Annotated in this window: 16 protein-coding genes; 6 read left to right on the top strand and 10 right to left on the bottom strand. The window is 59.9% G+C overall.

Annotation, left to right across the window (positions count from 1 at the left end):
• Window positions 1–15: 15 nt before the first annotated feature.
• Complete coding sequence (locus ACNA1V_RS06505) at window positions 16–870, bottom strand: arsenic resistance protein (RefSeq protein ID WP_415832783.1); 855 nt, start codon at window positions 868–870, stop codon at window positions 16–18.
• Between the two features lie 271 nt (window positions 871–1,141).
• A complete protein-coding gene (locus ACNA1V_RS06500) occupies window positions 1,142–1,858 on the bottom strand; it encodes a pirin family protein (RefSeq protein WP_415832782.1) in 717 nt (238 codons plus the stop codon).
• A gap of 277 nt (window positions 1,859–2,135) precedes the next feature.
• On the opposite strand from ACNA1V_RS06500, the gene ACNA1V_RS06495 reads away from it, so the two are divergent.
• On the top strand, window positions 2,136–3,083 hold the full coding sequence (locus ACNA1V_RS06495) for a LysR family transcriptional regulator (protein WP_415832781.1): 948 nt from the start codon (window positions 2,136–2,138) through the stop codon (window positions 3,081–3,083).
• Here ACNA1V_RS06495 and ACNA1V_RS06490 read toward each other — a convergent pair.
• Window positions 3,080–4,219, bottom strand: a complete 1,140-nt coding sequence (locus ACNA1V_RS06490) for an MFS transporter (protein ID WP_415832780.1) — start codon at window positions 4,217–4,219, stop codon at window positions 3,080–3,082. The two genes, ACNA1V_RS06495 and ACNA1V_RS06490, sit on opposite strands and share 4 nt — an antisense overlap.
• Before the next feature lie 103 nt (window positions 4,220–4,322).
• On the opposite strand from ACNA1V_RS06490, the gene ACNA1V_RS06485 reads away from it, so the two are divergent.
• On the top strand, window positions 4,323–5,129 hold the full coding sequence (locus ACNA1V_RS06485) for an AraC family transcriptional regulator (protein ID WP_415832779.1): 807 nt from the start codon (window positions 4,323–4,325) through the stop codon (window positions 5,127–5,129).
• 50 nt (window positions 5,130–5,179) lie between these two features.
• Here the strand turns inward: ACNA1V_RS06485 and ACNA1V_RS06480 are convergent, their stop codons facing one another.
• The 4 genes from ACNA1V_RS06480 to ACNA1V_RS06465 all read right to left on the bottom strand — a co-directional run bounded on the left by ACNA1V_RS06480 (window position 5,180) and on the right by ACNA1V_RS06465 (window position 8,572).
• Window positions 5,180–5,611 carry a DUF1641 domain-containing protein gene (locus ACNA1V_RS06480; protein WP_415832778.1) on the bottom strand — a complete coding sequence of 144 codons (432 nt, stop codon included), beginning with the start codon at window positions 5,609–5,611 and terminating at the stop codon, window positions 5,180–5,182.
• A 47-nt stretch (window positions 5,612–5,658) separates the two neighbouring features.
• Window positions 5,659–6,849, bottom strand: coding sequence for an NAD(P)/FAD-dependent oxidoreductase (locus ACNA1V_RS06475; protein WP_415832777.1), 1,191 nt, complete (start codon window positions 6,847–6,849; stop codon window positions 5,659–5,661).
• 64 nt (window positions 6,850–6,913) lie between these two features.
• Entirely contained in the window at window positions 6,914–7,531 is a 618-nt protein-coding gene (locus ACNA1V_RS06470; RefSeq protein WP_415832776.1) for a TetR/AcrR family transcriptional regulator, read from the bottom strand.
• Between the two features lie 126 nt (window positions 7,532–7,657).
• Window positions 7,658–8,572, bottom strand: a complete 915-nt coding sequence (locus ACNA1V_RS06465; protein ID WP_415832775.1) for a LysR family transcriptional regulator — start codon at window positions 8,570–8,572, stop codon at window positions 7,658–7,660.
• Between the two features lie 663 nt (window positions 8,573–9,235).
• Between ACNA1V_RS06465 and ACNA1V_RS06460 the strand changes: the two genes are divergently transcribed.
• From ACNA1V_RS06460 to ACNA1V_RS06450, 3 genes are all read left to right on the top strand, one after another.
• Window positions 9,236–10,651, top strand: coding sequence for an NAD(P)/FAD-dependent oxidoreductase (locus ACNA1V_RS06460; protein ID WP_415832774.1), 1,416 nt, complete (start codon window positions 9,236–9,238; stop codon window positions 10,649–10,651).
• Window positions 10,652–10,701: 50 nt separating this feature from the next.
• A complete protein-coding gene (locus ACNA1V_RS06455) occupies window positions 10,702–11,199 on the top strand; it encodes a RidA family protein (RefSeq protein WP_415832773.1) in 498 nt (165 codons plus the stop codon).
• A gap of 356 nt (window positions 11,200–11,555) precedes the next feature.
• Window positions 11,556–11,900 (top strand): hypothetical protein, encoded by a 345-nt coding sequence (locus tag ACNA1V_RS06450; protein WP_415832772.1) that lies wholly within the window; start codon window positions 11,556–11,558, stop codon window positions 11,898–11,900.
• Window positions 11,901–12,031: 131 nt separating this feature from the next.
• Here the strand turns inward: ACNA1V_RS06450 and glsA are convergent, their stop codons facing one another.
• The 3 genes from glsA to ACNA1V_RS06435 form a co-directional block, all read right to left on the bottom strand.
• The gene (gene glsA, locus ACNA1V_RS06445; protein ID WP_415832771.1) at window positions 12,032–12,991 is read right to left on the bottom strand and encodes a glutaminase A; all 960 of its coding nucleotides are present in this window, start codon (window positions 12,989–12,991) and stop codon (window positions 12,032–12,034) included.
• A gap of 102 nt (window positions 12,992–13,093) precedes the next feature.
• Window positions 13,094–13,459: an EF-hand domain-containing protein gene (locus tag ACNA1V_RS06440; RefSeq protein ID WP_415832770.1), complete on the bottom strand. Its 366-nt coding sequence runs from the start codon at window positions 13,457–13,459 to the stop codon at window positions 13,094–13,096.
• Window positions 13,460–13,474: 15 nt separating this feature from the next.
• A complete protein-coding gene (locus ACNA1V_RS06435) occupies window positions 13,475–13,717 on the bottom strand; it encodes a glycine zipper 2TM domain-containing protein (protein WP_415832769.1) in 243 nt (80 codons plus the stop codon).
• 86 nt (window positions 13,718–13,803) lie between these two features.
• Between ACNA1V_RS06435 and ACNA1V_RS06430 the strand changes: the two genes are divergently transcribed.
• Window positions 13,804–14,058 carry a hypothetical protein gene (locus ACNA1V_RS06430; protein WP_415832768.1) on the top strand — a complete coding sequence of 85 codons (255 nt, stop codon included), beginning with the start codon at window positions 13,804–13,806 and terminating at the stop codon, window positions 14,056–14,058.
• The last annotated feature ends 30 nt before the right edge of the window (window positions 14,059–14,088 follow it).

Raw genomic sequence — 14,088 nt, 5'->3', positions numbered from 1 at the left:
ATGGCGCCAGGGGGATTATCCGTTCAGCTTGATGGGCTTGCCGCCCAGCATGGGTATGACACGAATATAAAGCAACTCGGCGACAAGCTCGACGAGGGTTTGGGCCAGGACGACGGCTGGCAGCAGGGGCAGCGCACCAGGAATGGCCAGAACCAGGGGCAGCACGACCAGCGAATTGCGAGTTCCCGCGCTGAATGCCAGCGCGCGGCCTTCGGCTGGCGCCAGGCGTAACAGCCGGGCGGCCATCCAGCCCAGCACGGGAGCCACCAAGGCAAAAACGACATAGACCGGGAGAATTTTCCAGACGGTTGGCAGGGCCAGGCCAAGCTGCGGGATGACGGCGGCGACAACGATGAATAGCACCAGCGCGGTAGCGGGAACGGGCAGTACCCCCAGCAGGGCGGAAACCTGGGTTGCCAGATGTACCGCCCGGTTGCGTTTTGCTGCCGCCAGGGCAGCTTGCGTCAGTGCGGCCAGGGCCAGCGGAATGGCGATCAGCCAGATAAAGGCATGGACAAATGGCGCGGCGCTGACCCCCTGGGAGACTCCATGGCCCAGGAAGATATTGAGATAGCCGGGCAGCAACAGCATTTGTACAAGCAACAGGACCGGGGTGGCTGCCAGGAGCAGGCGGGCGTCGGCTTTGCCCAGATGTGAGAAGGTCACGACGTAATCTATGCATGGGCAGAGCAGCACCATCAGCATGCCCAGACGCAGGAGCGGATCCGCCGGGAAAAGCGGCAGCATCACGGCGAGCAGCACCGGAACGAACAGAAAATTCGCCAGCAGCAAGGCAGCAAGAAAGCGAATCTGGCGGAAGGCGCGTTTCAGTTCGGTCATCGGCACCTGATAAAAGGTCAGGTAGAGCATCAGCGCCAGCGCCGGATTGATGCAGGATTCCAGCCCGGCAGCCTGGCTCGGCAGGGCCAGGGCCAGGCCTGCGGCCAGCAGGACGGCAAGGAAATAGAGAAGGATCTGAGGATCTGGTGGCGTTCCAGCCAGTCGCGTAGCAGGGGCATGCGGGCCGAGGTGAGAAGGGCGGTGATGGTCAGGGCAGGCAGCAGAGATTGTGCCTGAAAACTGCCGGCGCAGGACGCACGTCCAGCGCTGGCAATGATGGCCTCACCCAGGCAAGGAAGGTTCAGGCGTGGTTCAAGCCCGGTGCATCGACGAGCACGAGTTCGGCGTCTTCAAGGGCGCGTATGCGCAGCTTGGGCTCGTCGAAGGCTGCCGCGCCATCGCGGGCTTCCAGCACGATGCCATTGACTTCTACCTTGCCGGCCGCTGGTACCAGATAGCCGTAGCGCCAGGCTTCATTGAAGTCATATTCAATGGTTTCACCGGCCTTGAGGGTGGCGCCCAGGACTCTGGCGCGTGCCCGGATGGGCAGGGCGTCATGGTCGCCTTCCATGCCGCTGGCCAGCGTGACGAAACGGCCGGAGCGGTCATCGCGCGGGAAGGGGCGGGTACCCCAGGAAGGTTCGCCGCCACGGCTTTCCGGGAAAATCCAGATTTGGAAAATGCGTGTGCTGTCGGCCTCCATGTTGTATTCGCTATGGCGGATACCACTGCCTGCGCTCATGACTTGCACGTCGCCGGCGACGGTACGGCCCTTGTTGCCCAGGCTGTCCTGATGCGTAATGGCACCTTCGCGTACATAGGTGATGATTTCCATATCCGCATGCGGGTGTGGCGGAAACCCGGTGCCGGCCTTGATGGTGTCATCGTTCCAGACGCGCAGCGCCCCCCAGTGGACGCGGTCCGCGTCATGGTACTCGGCGAATGAAAAGTGATGTTTGGCATTCAGCCAGCCGTGGTCGGCGCCACCCAGGCTGGCAAAGGGACGATGTTCGATCATGCTGTCCTCCTACGGCTGATTCAAAGTTGATGCTGACAGTCTAAGGCGGCATCTCGCGTCCTGGAATCCCGAAAATGGAAACCCATGCTTTCCATTTCTTAGGTGTTCAGTGGTTTGGGGGCGGCTTTGGCGGCCATGCATGATGAGGGCTGATGAGGGCCTTGATCCCCGGATAATCGCGCGACAATACGAGGATAATGCCGGGATGATCACGTGCAGGCAGCCGATGCGGATGCTCCGCCGGCATGGCGGTCGGGCATGCAGCGGAGACTGTGGAATGAAAAAGAAACTACCAGACCTGGAAGCCTGGGCCATATTTGCCAAAGTGGCGCAGACTGGCTCTTTTGCAAAAACTGCAACGGAACTGGCCTTGTCGCAGGCGACGGTATCCAAGGCTGTGACGCGCCTGGAAGCGCGCATGAAGACCATGCTGTTCCATCGCACCTCACGCCGCCTTTCCCTGACGGAAAGCGGCCATGCCGCGCTGGAGCGGGCCGAACGCATTCTGGCAGAAGGCGAAGCGGTGGAGGCGGAAATGGTGGAGCAGTCGGCCACGTTGCGCGGTGTGATCCGGTTGTCGGCTCCTATGTCCTTCGGGATCGAGCGCCTGAGTCCCTTGTTGCCGGAGTTCCTGCAGCAACATGCGGAGGTGTCGCTGGATATCCAGTTCGATGACAGGCGTGTGGATCTGGTGGCGGAAGGTTTGGATATGGCCTTGCGCATTGCCAACCTGGCGGACTCCAGTTTGCTGGCGCGCCATTTGTGCCGCATGCGTATTTTGCTGGTTGGCGCACCTGAATACTTCCAGCGCTATGGCAGGCCGCAGCATCCGAGGGATCTGGCCGCGCACCGAGCCTTGCAGTACAGCTATTCTGCCGGCGGCGCGCACTGGCGTTTCAGGCATGCATCACAAGGCGAATTCACCCAGGCATTGCCGGTAGTGATGCGCGCCAATAATGCCGAGGCGCTGACGCCGGCCCTCCTGGCTGGTCTGGGGCTGGCCTTGCAGCCGGAGTTTTTGATCTGGCAGCAATTGCAGGCCGGGCAGGTAGAGATTGCCATGGAGGATTGGAGCGTTGAGCCCTTGGCCCTGTGCCTTGTCGCTCCCCCAGGGCGCCGCCGGCCGGCCAGGGTGCAGGCCCTGATGGATTATCTGGCAAATCGTTTCATGCAGGAGCCCTGGGCGCAAACGGCTGCACCCGCAGCATTGGTGCCGCCAGGCTAGGCGTGCTGCGGCGGTCTCCGGCGCGCCGTGGCGATACACATCGCCAGCAGGCCGCACGCGAGCAGGCTGCCGCCCAGGGCCTGGGCCTGGCCGGTCAACCACATGCCGATGCCTATCAGCAGGTAGTACATCAGGCCGAGCAATGCCCCGGCGGTGCCCAGCCGATCCTGATAGGCATGCAGCGCCGCGCCCAGCAAATTCGGTATCGCCACGCCGTAGGCCAGAACGACGCCGCACAGCGGCAAGAGAAACCAGGCGTTGTCCTGCAGCATCCACACGGCAGCGCCTGCCAGGCTAAGCAAGGCAATGGCAGCCCGGATCAGAACGGGCCCGGCATAACCGGCGCGCAGCAGGTAGCGGTTGGCCCAGGCGCCCAGCGCGGCGCCGCCAGCCAGCAGGATGCCGCTGTAACCATACTGCGCATCCGACAGCCCTAATCGTTGGAATAGAAACGGGCCGATGGCGTAGTAGCTGAACATGGCCACATTGAACAGGGCGACCAGGCAAGCCGTACGCCAAATATCAAGATCCCGCAGCATGAGCTTCAGGGTTTGCCAGAGAGCCGCATGATGGGTTGGGCAAGGGCGGGTTTCGGGCAGGCGGCAGGCCGTCCAGATCAACAAGGCCAGTGCGCTGGCCAGCAGGGCCCACAGCACACCATGGTAGCCTTGCCAGCTTGCCAGCAGGGCGCCGGCGTACAGGCCCAGCGCGGGGCTGAGCGCCAATGCCATGCCCACCAATGAAAACACGCCGCCCAATGCGGCGCCCTGGAAGCGGTCGCGCAGAATGGTCTGCACGCCAATGGAGCAGGTGGCGACGCCGAGCGCAGCCAGCCCCTGGCTGGCCAGCAAGGTCTCAAAGCGGGTGGCGAATAATCCGCCGCAGCTTGCCAGCAGAAAAATCAGCAAGCCTCCCAACACGGCCGGACGGCGGCCCAGGCGGTCGCTCAACCGTCCCCACAGCACCACGCCCAAGGCAAAGCAAAGAAAATAGACACTTAATACCTGGGCAGCGGCGCTCGCCGGAATGCCGAAGGCACGGGCGAAATCCGTCAGCGCGGGGCTGTAGAGCGTTTGCGCCAGTTGGGGAAACATAAGGACGATAATCGACCAGATGATCAGATGTCGTTGCTGCACGAGCCTGACTCCTTGAATAACGAAGGAGAACATTCTGGTAGGGGATGGCGATTCCGATTATGCTTGCCTGGACAAAAAATATCTGAAATCGGACAGACTCCTGATGGCTTGGATTGCTCCCAGCGCGATATTCGATGCGGATCAGCATACGGCGCCCGTCGTCGGCATTGCTTCGGAACTGGCGGATCATGATTCGGGCATGCATAGCCATGCACGAGGCCAGTTGCTGTACGCCTGCCAGGGCTGCATCAAAATTACGTTCGAGGCCTGGCTGTGCCTGATGCCGCCGTCACGCGCGGTCTGGATTCCGCCGCATGTGACACATCGTGCCAGCATGACGCGTATCGTTGATTACCGGTCTTTGTATTTTCATCCGGCAGTGGCGGCGCAGATGCCGGCGGATGTGCGGGTGATCGAGGTCAGTGCGCTGCTGCGTGCGGTTCTGGAGCCCATGGCGCTGGCGCCTTTTGAACAGGACTGGACGCAAGGACGTTATCTGCATTTGTTGGGCCTGTGTCTCGATGAGATCGCCCAGGCGCCGGTGCAGCCTATGTTGCTGCCCATGCCTTCTGACCGCCGGCTGGCCAGGCTATTGAAGGAGATGGACAAGCTGCCGCCGACCCTGCAGGCCCTGGAGCAGCAGGTAGGTGCGAGCGGCAAAACCATCGGACGCATTTTCCGCAAGGAAACCGGGATGGGGTACCAGCAATGGCGTCAGCAGTGGCGCTTGATGCGGGCCATGGAATGGCTGTCGATCGGGAAAAGCATTGCAGCCACGGCAGCGGAACTGGAGTTTTCCAGCGATAGCGTTTTCATCGCCTTTTTCCGCAGCATGATGGGGCAGACGCCTGGCGAGTATTTTCGCCAGTTGCCGGCTGCGCCACGCCCGGCCAGGCAGCGCCGCGTCTGAGCGGACGGCGCTGCTCGGCCGGCTGCGGCCAGGCTGGCTGGCCGCAGCGTTCAATCCGCCGTGTAATCCAGCGGCGGCTGCGACATTTGCTTGCCCAGGACGCCCGCGACGGCCAAGAGGAAGGTCAATCCCCGGCGTACATCTTCGTCGCGTGCCATGCGCACCAGGCCCAGCAGCGAAGGCGTTTCCTGCATCTGCGACACCTGGGCATTGGCCATGCGGACGGCATTGCCCGCTGTCCAGAGCGCGCCAGTGGTTTCCTCGTAGGCCTTGGCGAGCTTTTCGATCATATAGGCATCGCTCATGTCCACCAGGTCAGCAGTGACCGATAGCAGATCAACGATACGGTTCAGGCGGCGGCCTGCCAGCAGCGGTTCGAGCTTGCCGACCAGTTCAGCCAGCCCCTGCATGGCGGCCTCGTCCTTGAGCAAGCTGCAGGGATCGGGCTGAGGGGTGGCTTGGGTGTTGTCAGAGGTGCTCATGATATGGCTCCAATACGGAATAGGGGGAGAGAGGCGCTGCCCCGGGCTTACACCAGGCCGCGCGCGACTGACCAGTACAGGCCGCGGTTGAAGCCCTTGCGCATCAGGCCGCCAAGTTTGTTGGGCGGTGTCGGTTTGACGTCCACGTGATAGTCATACCAAAGCGGCATGCCGTCTTCCAGGCCCATCTGGGCGATGGCAACCACGCGTCCGTCATAGGCATCGCAGGGGTGGCCGAAGCGGATTTCGGAGGCAACGTTATTGACGACGACCGGTGATTGGCTGTGGCAGGAGCCGCCCGCCTTGCTGACCGGCAAATCGACGGTGTCACCAAGCACATAGACATTTTCCAGGCCATAGACCTGCATGGTTTCGTGGTTGGTGGGCAGCCAGCCTTCGCCGTCCAGCGCTTCGGATATGCCAGTGCGTTGTACGGCGTCAACGGCACGGATCGGCGGAGTGGCCATCAGGATGTCGAAGTTCTCGTCTTTGCCTTCCGCTGAGTAGGCGATTTTCCGGTCGGGATCCACGTGGTCGAGCGTAAAACCGCGTTGGTACTTGATGCCGCGCTGCTCGAAAATCGTCGGTAGCACTTCGCAGGTGTCTTTCTGCAGGAACAGGCAGTTGCGCAGCAACTGCGATACCGTGGGGTAGGTGTACACGATTTCCACTTTGTCGCGCACCCCGCGTTTGCGCAGCAGATCATCCAGCATCAGCGTGGTTTCGATAGGGGCAATACCGCATTGATGCGGCACATTGGGAGTCTTGGGGAAGGTGACGGTAATGAAAATCCGTCCTTGCTCGATGGTGCTCAGTTTTTCGGCCAGCTGGCGGGCAGGCGCATGCTGGTAGAAGTGGTCGCCTGCTTCCTTGAGGCCTTCGATGCGTTCCGGAGAGGGGATGCAGCCGGTAGAGATGATCAGATGGTCGTAGCCTACCTGCTTGCCGCTTTTGCAGCGTACGCGGTTGGCCTTGAACTCGAACGATTCGACTTCCTCAATGAGGAAGTCCACCTCGGGCCGCAACAGTCCTCGTTGCGGGCGGCGCAGTTCATCGCGGAAAAAACTGTTGAACGCCACATACATGAAGGCGGGTTTGTAATAGTGCCAAGGGGAGTTCGACAGCATAGTGACTTGCACTTTGCCCGAACGGATCTCAGGGTACAGCTTGGTCACCAGATGGTTGGCGGTCATGGTGCCGCCTATTCCACCGCCGATGATAAGTACGCGATGTGCCATGGAACCCTCCTCAGGGTAGTTGAATTATCAGAACGAATGTTCGTTCTGGTTTATTAAAAAAAAATTAAGTTTTCAGAGATTGCCAGGTATTCGTCCAAAGTTCATCAAGATAGTGCTCCAGCGGTTCGGCAATCACACCGTCCAGCCGCAAACAGACCATGCGAATGGCTGCGCCATACATCATGGACGCGGCAACAATGGGCTCGATGGCACGGATTTCCCCGGCGTCTATGCCCTGGAAAACAAAGTTGCGCATGCGGACAAACGGTGTGGATGAACAGATGGACGGCTCACCGGGTAGGAACTCCTGGTGCCGGGCATGCACGATGAAAGCCATGACATCGGGTTCGGCTTCGGTCAGTTCAAACAGCATGCGGACGACATCGCGGCAGCGGCTGCTGGCGGACACTTGCGTGGCTTCGATATCGTCAAGCAGGGTATTCATGCGATTGAGCAAATGCTGGTAGAGCGCCAGCGCCAGGCCTTGCTTATCGGAGAAATGGTGGTACATGAAGCCGACAGAAACATTGGCTGCACTACCGATGTCATGAATGGATGTGCTGAAGTAGCCTTTTTCGGTAAACAGGCGCAGCGCGGCCCGCAAGGTGGCAACATGGCGTGAGCCAAGCTCGGGGAACAGCGTCAGGGAAACAGAGGGGGAAGCCAGGGCAGTCATGGTCATTGGATATTAGAACGAATGTTCGTTCTGTTTTTTTGAGCAATGTATCAAGCAGTTAAAGCAGCAGGCAACACGGGGTTTTCTCTAGCCTGCCCATATCGGGAAAACGGTGGCGCAGGGGCCTGAACCCTATGCGTCGGCAGGAGAGAAATAGGCGGCGTCGGCTTGCAGGCGGGGGGAAATATGCTGCTCGATCCACTTGAGCCACACACGGGTTTTCGCATCGACAAACGAGCGTGAGGGCAGGAGCGCAAACACGCCGATATCCGGGGAGCGCCAGCGTGGCAGAACGCGTATCAAGCGGCCCGCCTGGATGGCGTCGATCACGGAAAACAGCGGCAGCAGCGTGACGCCTGCGCCGCGCGTCGCCATTTCCAGCAGCAGTTCCGGTGTATCTGCGACCAGTGACCCTTGGGGAGTAAAACTGTAGCTGTTGCCTTGATGATCCGTCAGGCGCCAGTCGGGGGAAACGGAAGGGTTGACCACGCGCAGGCAATCATGGCCGTCCAGGTCGGCAGGAAAGACAGGCAGCCCGCGTTGCCGGACATAATCCGGAGAGGCGCAGAGGAGGGAGAAGGTGGTGCCCAGGCGCCGGGCAGTCAGGCCGGAATCTGTCAAGGATTCCGCCAGATACAGGCTGACGTCCACGCCATCGGCCAGCAGGTCGGGAAAATATTGCGATGTGCTGTAGTTGACGTTCAAGCCTGGGTAGTGCGCGCAGAAGTCCGCCAGCAGCGGCGCGACATAATGTTGGCCAAAGCTGGCCATGCATTGCAGGCGCAGCCGGCCCTGGGGCTTGGCGGTGGCGCCGGCGGCGCTGGCTTCGGCTTCTTCTACCAGCGTCAGGATCTCGCGGCAGCGTGCCGCGTAATCGCGGCCGATATCGGTCAGCACACGGCTGCGAGTCGTGCGTTGCAGCAGTTTGGCGCCCAGCCGTCGCTCCAGATCCGCCACCAGGCGGGAGACCTGGGCGGTGGTCAGCTCCATTTGCTCACCGGCAGCAGTAAAACTGCCGCTATCCACTACGCGTAAGAATGCTCTCATTGCATGAATCACACCGGATTCAAGGTTTCTGCTCATGATTTCTCAGCTTGTAGCCAGGAGAGGTTGATTTATTAATGATTTACGAAAATTCTGAACCGATCGGCCGAGGAAATTTTGCGAGGATGGGAGGACTCCTTCACCGTCTTCATCCGGTAAAGGATGCGATGAGCCCTTTTTATTTTTACATATTATGCAAATATGTTTTTTATGTGACACGGTTGTGAGCGTTTCAAGAATGCCCCACAATGCGCGCCATCAGTATGACTTTGGAACTTTTGCATGAGCACTCGCCCGATTGGGGGCGGTTCATTTTGATGCCCGTGATTGCATGGCATCGCTTGCGTATGACGCACACTGGCTGAAATGCCAATCGTCCGGCGGCTTTCCGTATGCTGGCCGGCTATCCTCGATAGAGGCCGTCTGATGGCATTTCATCTCGTCTGTCCTGTGTCCGTCATCAGCCTTGCTCATGAGAGTGGTCATGGATGCCTTAAATACCTTTGGCTTTTTCGCTGCCTGGCCCTGTAGGGGCAGTTTTGCCCATGGCATTGCCGGACCTGCGCGCCGGTAGTACCAGCGTTAGCCAACGATAACGATCGCACACGTACCGGATGCTCAGGGTCCGGTGCATTCGCACATTTAACGAGAATAGAAGTAACTATTATGAAGATTACCAGGCGGAAACTTCTGATTGGAGCCGGTGCCGGTGTGGTGGTTGCTGGCGGTGCGGCGGTAACGCCCATGCTGCTGCGCGATAGCGTGCTGGAAGCAACGACCTCGCGTGCCTTGCCGGTCGCGGGCGACGATACCTTGCCGGCCAGTGCGGATGTGGTGATTGTCGGGGCCGGCATGATCGGTGTTGCGACGGCGCTGTACCTGGCCGAGCGCGGCCTGTCGGTTGTCATTTGCGAGAAGGGCGTGATCGCAGGCGAACAGTCCAGCCGTGCCTACGGGCAGGTCACGAGCTACGGCCTGGACGGCATTACCGAGCTGATCCAGCACAGCAAGTACCTCTGGCGCGGCATGAACGAGAAAATCGGCGCCGACACCAGCTATCGCTCGTATGGACGTGTGCAGGCATGCGCCAATGATGAAGATGTGGCCAAGGTCGAAGCCTGGCTTGCCGAGGCACGCCAGCAGGCGCCGGAGCATGCGCCCATCCGTGCCCGGTTTATCGAGGGGGTTGAACTGGAAGAGCGTTTGCCCGGCGCGAAAACACCGTGGAAAACCGCATTCTTGCAAGAAGACGACGGCAGTATCGAGCCGGCCCTCGGCGCGTCGATGCTGGCGCGCTATGTCCAGACCCAAGGCGTGAAAATCGTCACCAATTGCGCGGTACGTGGCTTTGAAACCGAAGGTGGCGCAGTCTCCGGCGTCATCACTGAAAAAGGCCCGATTCGTGCCAAGACCGTCGTTGTGGCGGGGGGATATTGGTCACGCTTGTTCTGCGGCAATGCAGGCATCAACCTGCCATTGCTGCCTGTTTACCTGTCGCAGCAGCGTATCAGCGATGTTGCCGGCGCGCCGCCGGCATGCGGCCATGCAGGTATCGTGGTGTGGCGTAAGGAAGTGGACGGCAGCTATTCGAATGGCCCCCGCTATCTGACCGCTCCCATCATCCGTGACAGCTTTGCGCTGGCGGCCGACTTCCTGCCGCATCTGCCCAAACACCTGGGTGGCCTGCACATGGATTTGGCGCTCAACCGTGATCTGGTGCGCTCCTTCCAGACACCGCGTTCGTGGAAAATGGATGAAGTCAGCCCGTTCGAACTGGCACGCGTCACAGCGCCTACGCCCAATAACGAATTGCTGGATACCTCGCTGTCGTGGTTGCGTGGCGAATTCCCAGTCTTTGAAAATGCCAAGGTCATCGAGCGTTGGGGCGGAGTGGTGAATGTGGCCAACGACCTGATTCCCGTCATTTCCGATGTCGAAAGCGTGCCAGGGCTGTTCGTGTCTTCGGGCTTCGACTTCGGTCTGACCCAAGGCCCGGCCGCCGGCCAGCTGATGGCCGATATGATCACTGGCGAAACGCCGAAGATCGACCCCAAACCCTTCCATCTCAGCCGCTTGCTGTAAGTTCGGGCAAGCATATGCAAGACGCGAAAAAGGATAGTTTCATGGCAGGAATGATGCAAAAAACGATGGCCGCGGCCGTCTTGGCCGGGCTCACGGCATCCGGGACGGCGCTGGCTGCCGGAGAGCTTGTGCGCCACGGGGCTGGCAGTTTCCCGATTTCCTCGGCGGTGGAAGTGCCGGCAGGAAAAACCGTGGTGTATCTGAGCGGCAAGGTGCCGGAAGTGAGCCATCCGGATCAGCCCAAGGACTCTCTGGCAGCCTACGGCAATACCAAGGAACAGACCATCAGCGTGCTGAATCAGACGAAAAAACACCTGGAAAGCCTGGGCTTGGGCCTGGAGGACGTTGTGAAGATGCAAGTGTTCCTGGTGGGTGGCCCGGAAAACGATGGCAAGATGGATTTTTCCGGTTTCATGGAAGGCTACACGCAGTTCTATGGTGATGCGGCAAAACAGCCGGTATTGCCCGCGCGTTCGGCGTTCCAGGTGGCAGCGCTGGCCCATCCAGCCTGGCGAGTTGAAATCGAAGTGACGGCAGTGCGCCCGTAACTGCCCGGGTGGTTTGAGTCAGGCAAGCGGCTTCAGTGTATGCAGCCAGGGCGATACCGCTCTGGTTGCCAGCCGGGAGCGGCAATCATGGCCGTTGGTGTCTATCGCACCAGCGGCCATTTTCATGCCTGCAAGAGAGGGGGGGGCGCATGGTGTGCCCGCTCTGTTTGGGCAGCTACAGGCTGCACTGAAGAGGACGTTTGAGAGGCTCGATGCAGCTGTTGCCAGGGCGGCTTGCCGTTGTCAGGAAACAGTTGCCGTTTGAGCGGCCAAACGCGCTGAAGCGCGGGTAAGCGGATGGCTGAGCGCCGGACTTGAACTAATATGCACAGCAACTAAATAAAAGGGAGCTACCCATGTCTGTTTTCAGAGTGCCGGCCAGCGCACTTGTGCTGTGTGGGCTATGGGCGTTTGCGCCAATCTTGTCAGCCAGCGAGACGGCAACGGCCACAGCTGCCGAGCCCCAGGTCGAGGTTGATATGCGGCAGCGGGCAGAGCTGTGTTTTGACCGGGCCAGGGCGGTGCTGGTTGGGCTGGAAAGCCGGGCGAGCGGGCTGAAACTCAACGAGTTCGTGGATAGCGGACTGACCACGGTAGGTTCCAAGGAGTGGGAAGCCCTGGAGCTGGGCTTTCGCCTGGATGTCCCCACCGATAGGAAACTGAAGGACTACTTCATTCGCTGCCTGGATAGCACCGACTGACAGCCGGTGTCTTGCTTCCCGGCGCGCCATCGCGGTTCCGAGGTGTGCGAGCGTCCGCGCAGGATGCCTGGTGAAAGGGAAGCGAGCCTGGCGTTCCGGCCTGACGGGCGGCCGGAACGCGGCAGCCTGTCTCAGCGTGACGGAGGCAGCGCCGTGGCGGGCGAACGGTAGATGTTGTAGCCCAGGGTGTCGGCAACCGCGGCTATCATCTTTTGTCCACGCACGCTGTTCCCGAATTCGTCCAAGGGCGGAGAAAATGCCGCAATGGCCAGCACGCCGGGAACCACGGCCAAAAGACCGCCGCCAACGCCACTTTTACCGGGCAGGCCGACGGTATAGGCCCAATCGCCCGAGCTGTCGTACAGCCCTTCCATGGTCATGTCGGCCAGAATGCGCGGGGTGTTTTCTGCTTGCAGGATCCGTTTGCCGCTGAAGGGATGAATGCCGCCGCTGGCCAGCGTCGCGCCGATGGTGGCCAGTTCCAGACAGTCGAGCAAGGTCGAACACTGGCGGGTATAGACATCGCAAGCCTCCATGGGGTCGCAATACATATAGCCGGCAGAGTGCAGCAGCCAGGCGATAGCGCGATTATGGGCGTTGGTGCTCTGTTCCGATTCATTCAACTCGGCGGACAAGGCAATCTCACCCGAACCCAGCTGTTGCTGGATGGCAAGAATGCGCTGCCAGCGTTCTTCCACCGAGCCGGCTTTCACCAGGCTGGCCGTGGCGATGGCGCCTGCGTTGACCAGGGGGGAAAGCGGTTTTCCTGCGTGAAGTTCCAGCGCCATGATGGAGTTGAAAGGCAGGCCGGTCGCATCCGCGCCTATCTTTTCCTGCACCGTATCGTGCCCCCAGTCTTCCAGAGCCAATGCCAGGGTGCAGACCTTGGAAATGGATTCAATGGCAAAACGGTAATGCACATCGCCAGCGCAATATTGGCTGCCGTCTATGCCGACAACCGCCAGCGCGGAGAGTTTGTCAGGCACTTGCGCCAGAAAAGGGATGTAATCGGCATTGGCGCCGCCAGGCAGTTGTCCGAACGCTTGGAAGGCGTCATCAACTGCGCGCTGGATGGAAGGGGAAGTGGACATAGCGACTGCTCCGGGAAGGGATGATCCAAGGCCACGAGCCGGAAAATTGCCCGTTTGTCCAGGCTGGCTGGAACAACTGGGCAATCGCGGCAGCAGGGGAGGTCAGCGGGTCAGGAAACCGTCGCCGTTGCGATCCTGGCGATGGAAATCATTCATGACCGCAGTGATGAACTCCTCGCGTGAAATTCTGCCGTTTTTGTCTGTATCCACCAGGTCGAATTCACTGGCAGTAAAGACCGGCGCAGCCTCTTCGCGGCTCAGGACGCCATTGCCTTGGGTATTCAGTTTGTCAAAGGCGTGTTCCATGAAAACACGGTATTCCGCTTCGCTGATCTTGCCATCCTGGTTGGTATCGAGCTGTTTGAATACGCTTTCGTCCAATTGGAAAACCGGTGCTTGTGCCAGCGCGACATTGGCGGAAAACGGCAGGGCCAGCGCCAGGGCCAGGAATAATTTCTTTGCTTTCATTTTGTGCCGCCTCGCTTATTTGCAACCCAATTGATTACCGGCATAGCTGCCAGCGCCAGCACCCGCGACCGTGGCAATGGTCTTGCCCGTGCCGTCGCCGACCATGCTGCCCAGCAGGCCGCCGACCACGGCGCCACCTACCGTACCGGCAATGCAGTCGAATTCCGACTGCGCCTGCGGGCTGTTCACGCTTTGGCAACCGACCAGTGCCAGACTGGTCGAGAACAGTGCCACGGCTAAGAATGTGCTTCTTTTCATAAATACGTACTCCACGCAATGGATAGTGGACTGCCGGGAAATGAACGGTGCCTGGAATGGCGCGAATAGATCGCGCCCGGCCCTGTATGGCCACCGCATTGAAGCGAATGATTCATTCAAAGCATAGACCGCAGGGCGGTGAAAGAGAAGGCCTATCTGCAAAGGGTTTGATTGTCCGCAGCGTTTCCGGGAATTTGTTTGGCAATGCGTTCTTCAGCGTTGCAAAGACTTTACCGATGCCACGCTGGCAATATCAGGAATTGTCAATTTTTGGATTCGCAGAGAAGGTGCAGCTTGTATTGCCATGTCTTTGTCAAGCTGAGGGAATCCTGCATGATTGAGCCAATCGTTTAGCGCTAAAGTTTTCTGGA

The sequence above is a fragment of the Kerstersia similis genome (assembly GCF_965139615.1).
GTDB classification, from domain to species: Bacteria; Pseudomonadota; Gammaproteobacteria; order Burkholderiales; family Burkholderiaceae_B; genus Kerstersia; species Kerstersia similis.
Note: the sequence above shows the minus strand (reverse complement) of the source record. Positions and strands in the feature narration are given on the sequence as shown.

Coding starts and splice junctions, on each gene's coding strand:
- ACNA1V_RS06505 (WP_415832783.1), bottom strand. CDS start 870: ATGCTCTACCTGACCTTTTATCAGGTGCCGATGACCGAACTGAAACGC.
- ACNA1V_RS06500 (WP_415832782.1), bottom strand. CDS start 1,858: ATGATCGAACATCGTCCCTTTGCCAGCCTGGGTGGCGCCGACCACGGC.
- ACNA1V_RS06495 (WP_415832781.1), top strand. CDS start 2,136: ATGAAAAAGAAACTACCAGACCTGGAAGCCTGGGCCATATTTGCCAAA.
- ACNA1V_RS06485 (WP_415832779.1), top strand. CDS start 4,323: ATGGCTTGGATTGCTCCCAGCGCGATATTCGATGCGGATCAGCATACG.
- ACNA1V_RS06480 (WP_415832778.1), bottom strand. CDS start 5,611: ATGAGCACCTCTGACAACACCCAAGCCACCCCTCAGCCCGATCCCTGC.
- ACNA1V_RS06475 (WP_415832777.1), bottom strand. CDS start 6,849: ATGGCACATCGCGTACTTATCATCGGCGGTGGAATAGGCGGCACCATG.
- ACNA1V_RS06470 (WP_415832776.1), bottom strand. CDS start 7,531: ATGACCATGACTGCCCTGGCTTCCCCCTCTGTTTCCCTGACGCTGTTC.
- ACNA1V_RS06465 (WP_415832775.1), bottom strand. CDS start 8,572: ATGAGAGCATTCTTACGCGTAGTGGATAGCGGCAGTTTTACTGCTGCC.
- ACNA1V_RS06460 (WP_415832774.1), top strand. CDS start 9,236: ATGAAGATTACCAGGCGGAAACTTCTGATTGGAGCCGGTGCCGGTGTG.
- ACNA1V_RS06455 (WP_415832773.1), top strand. CDS start 10,702: ATGATGCAAAAAACGATGGCCGCGGCCGTCTTGGCCGGGCTCACGGCA.
- ACNA1V_RS06450 (WP_415832772.1), top strand. CDS start 11,556: ATGTCTGTTTTCAGAGTGCCGGCCAGCGCACTTGTGCTGTGTGGGCTA.
- glsA (WP_415832771.1), bottom strand. CDS start 12,991: ATGTCCACTTCCCCTTCCATCCAGCGCGCAGTTGATGACGCCTTCCAA.
- ACNA1V_RS06440 (WP_415832770.1), bottom strand. CDS start 13,459: ATGAAAGCAAAGAAATTATTCCTGGCCCTGGCGCTGGCCCTGCCGTTT.
- ACNA1V_RS06435 (WP_415832769.1), bottom strand. CDS start 13,717: ATGAAAAGAAGCACATTCTTAGCCGTGGCACTGTTCTCGACCAGTCTG.
- ACNA1V_RS06430 (WP_415832768.1), top strand. CDS start 13,804: ATGGCCACCGCATTGAAGCGAATGATTCATTCAAAGCATAGACCGCAG.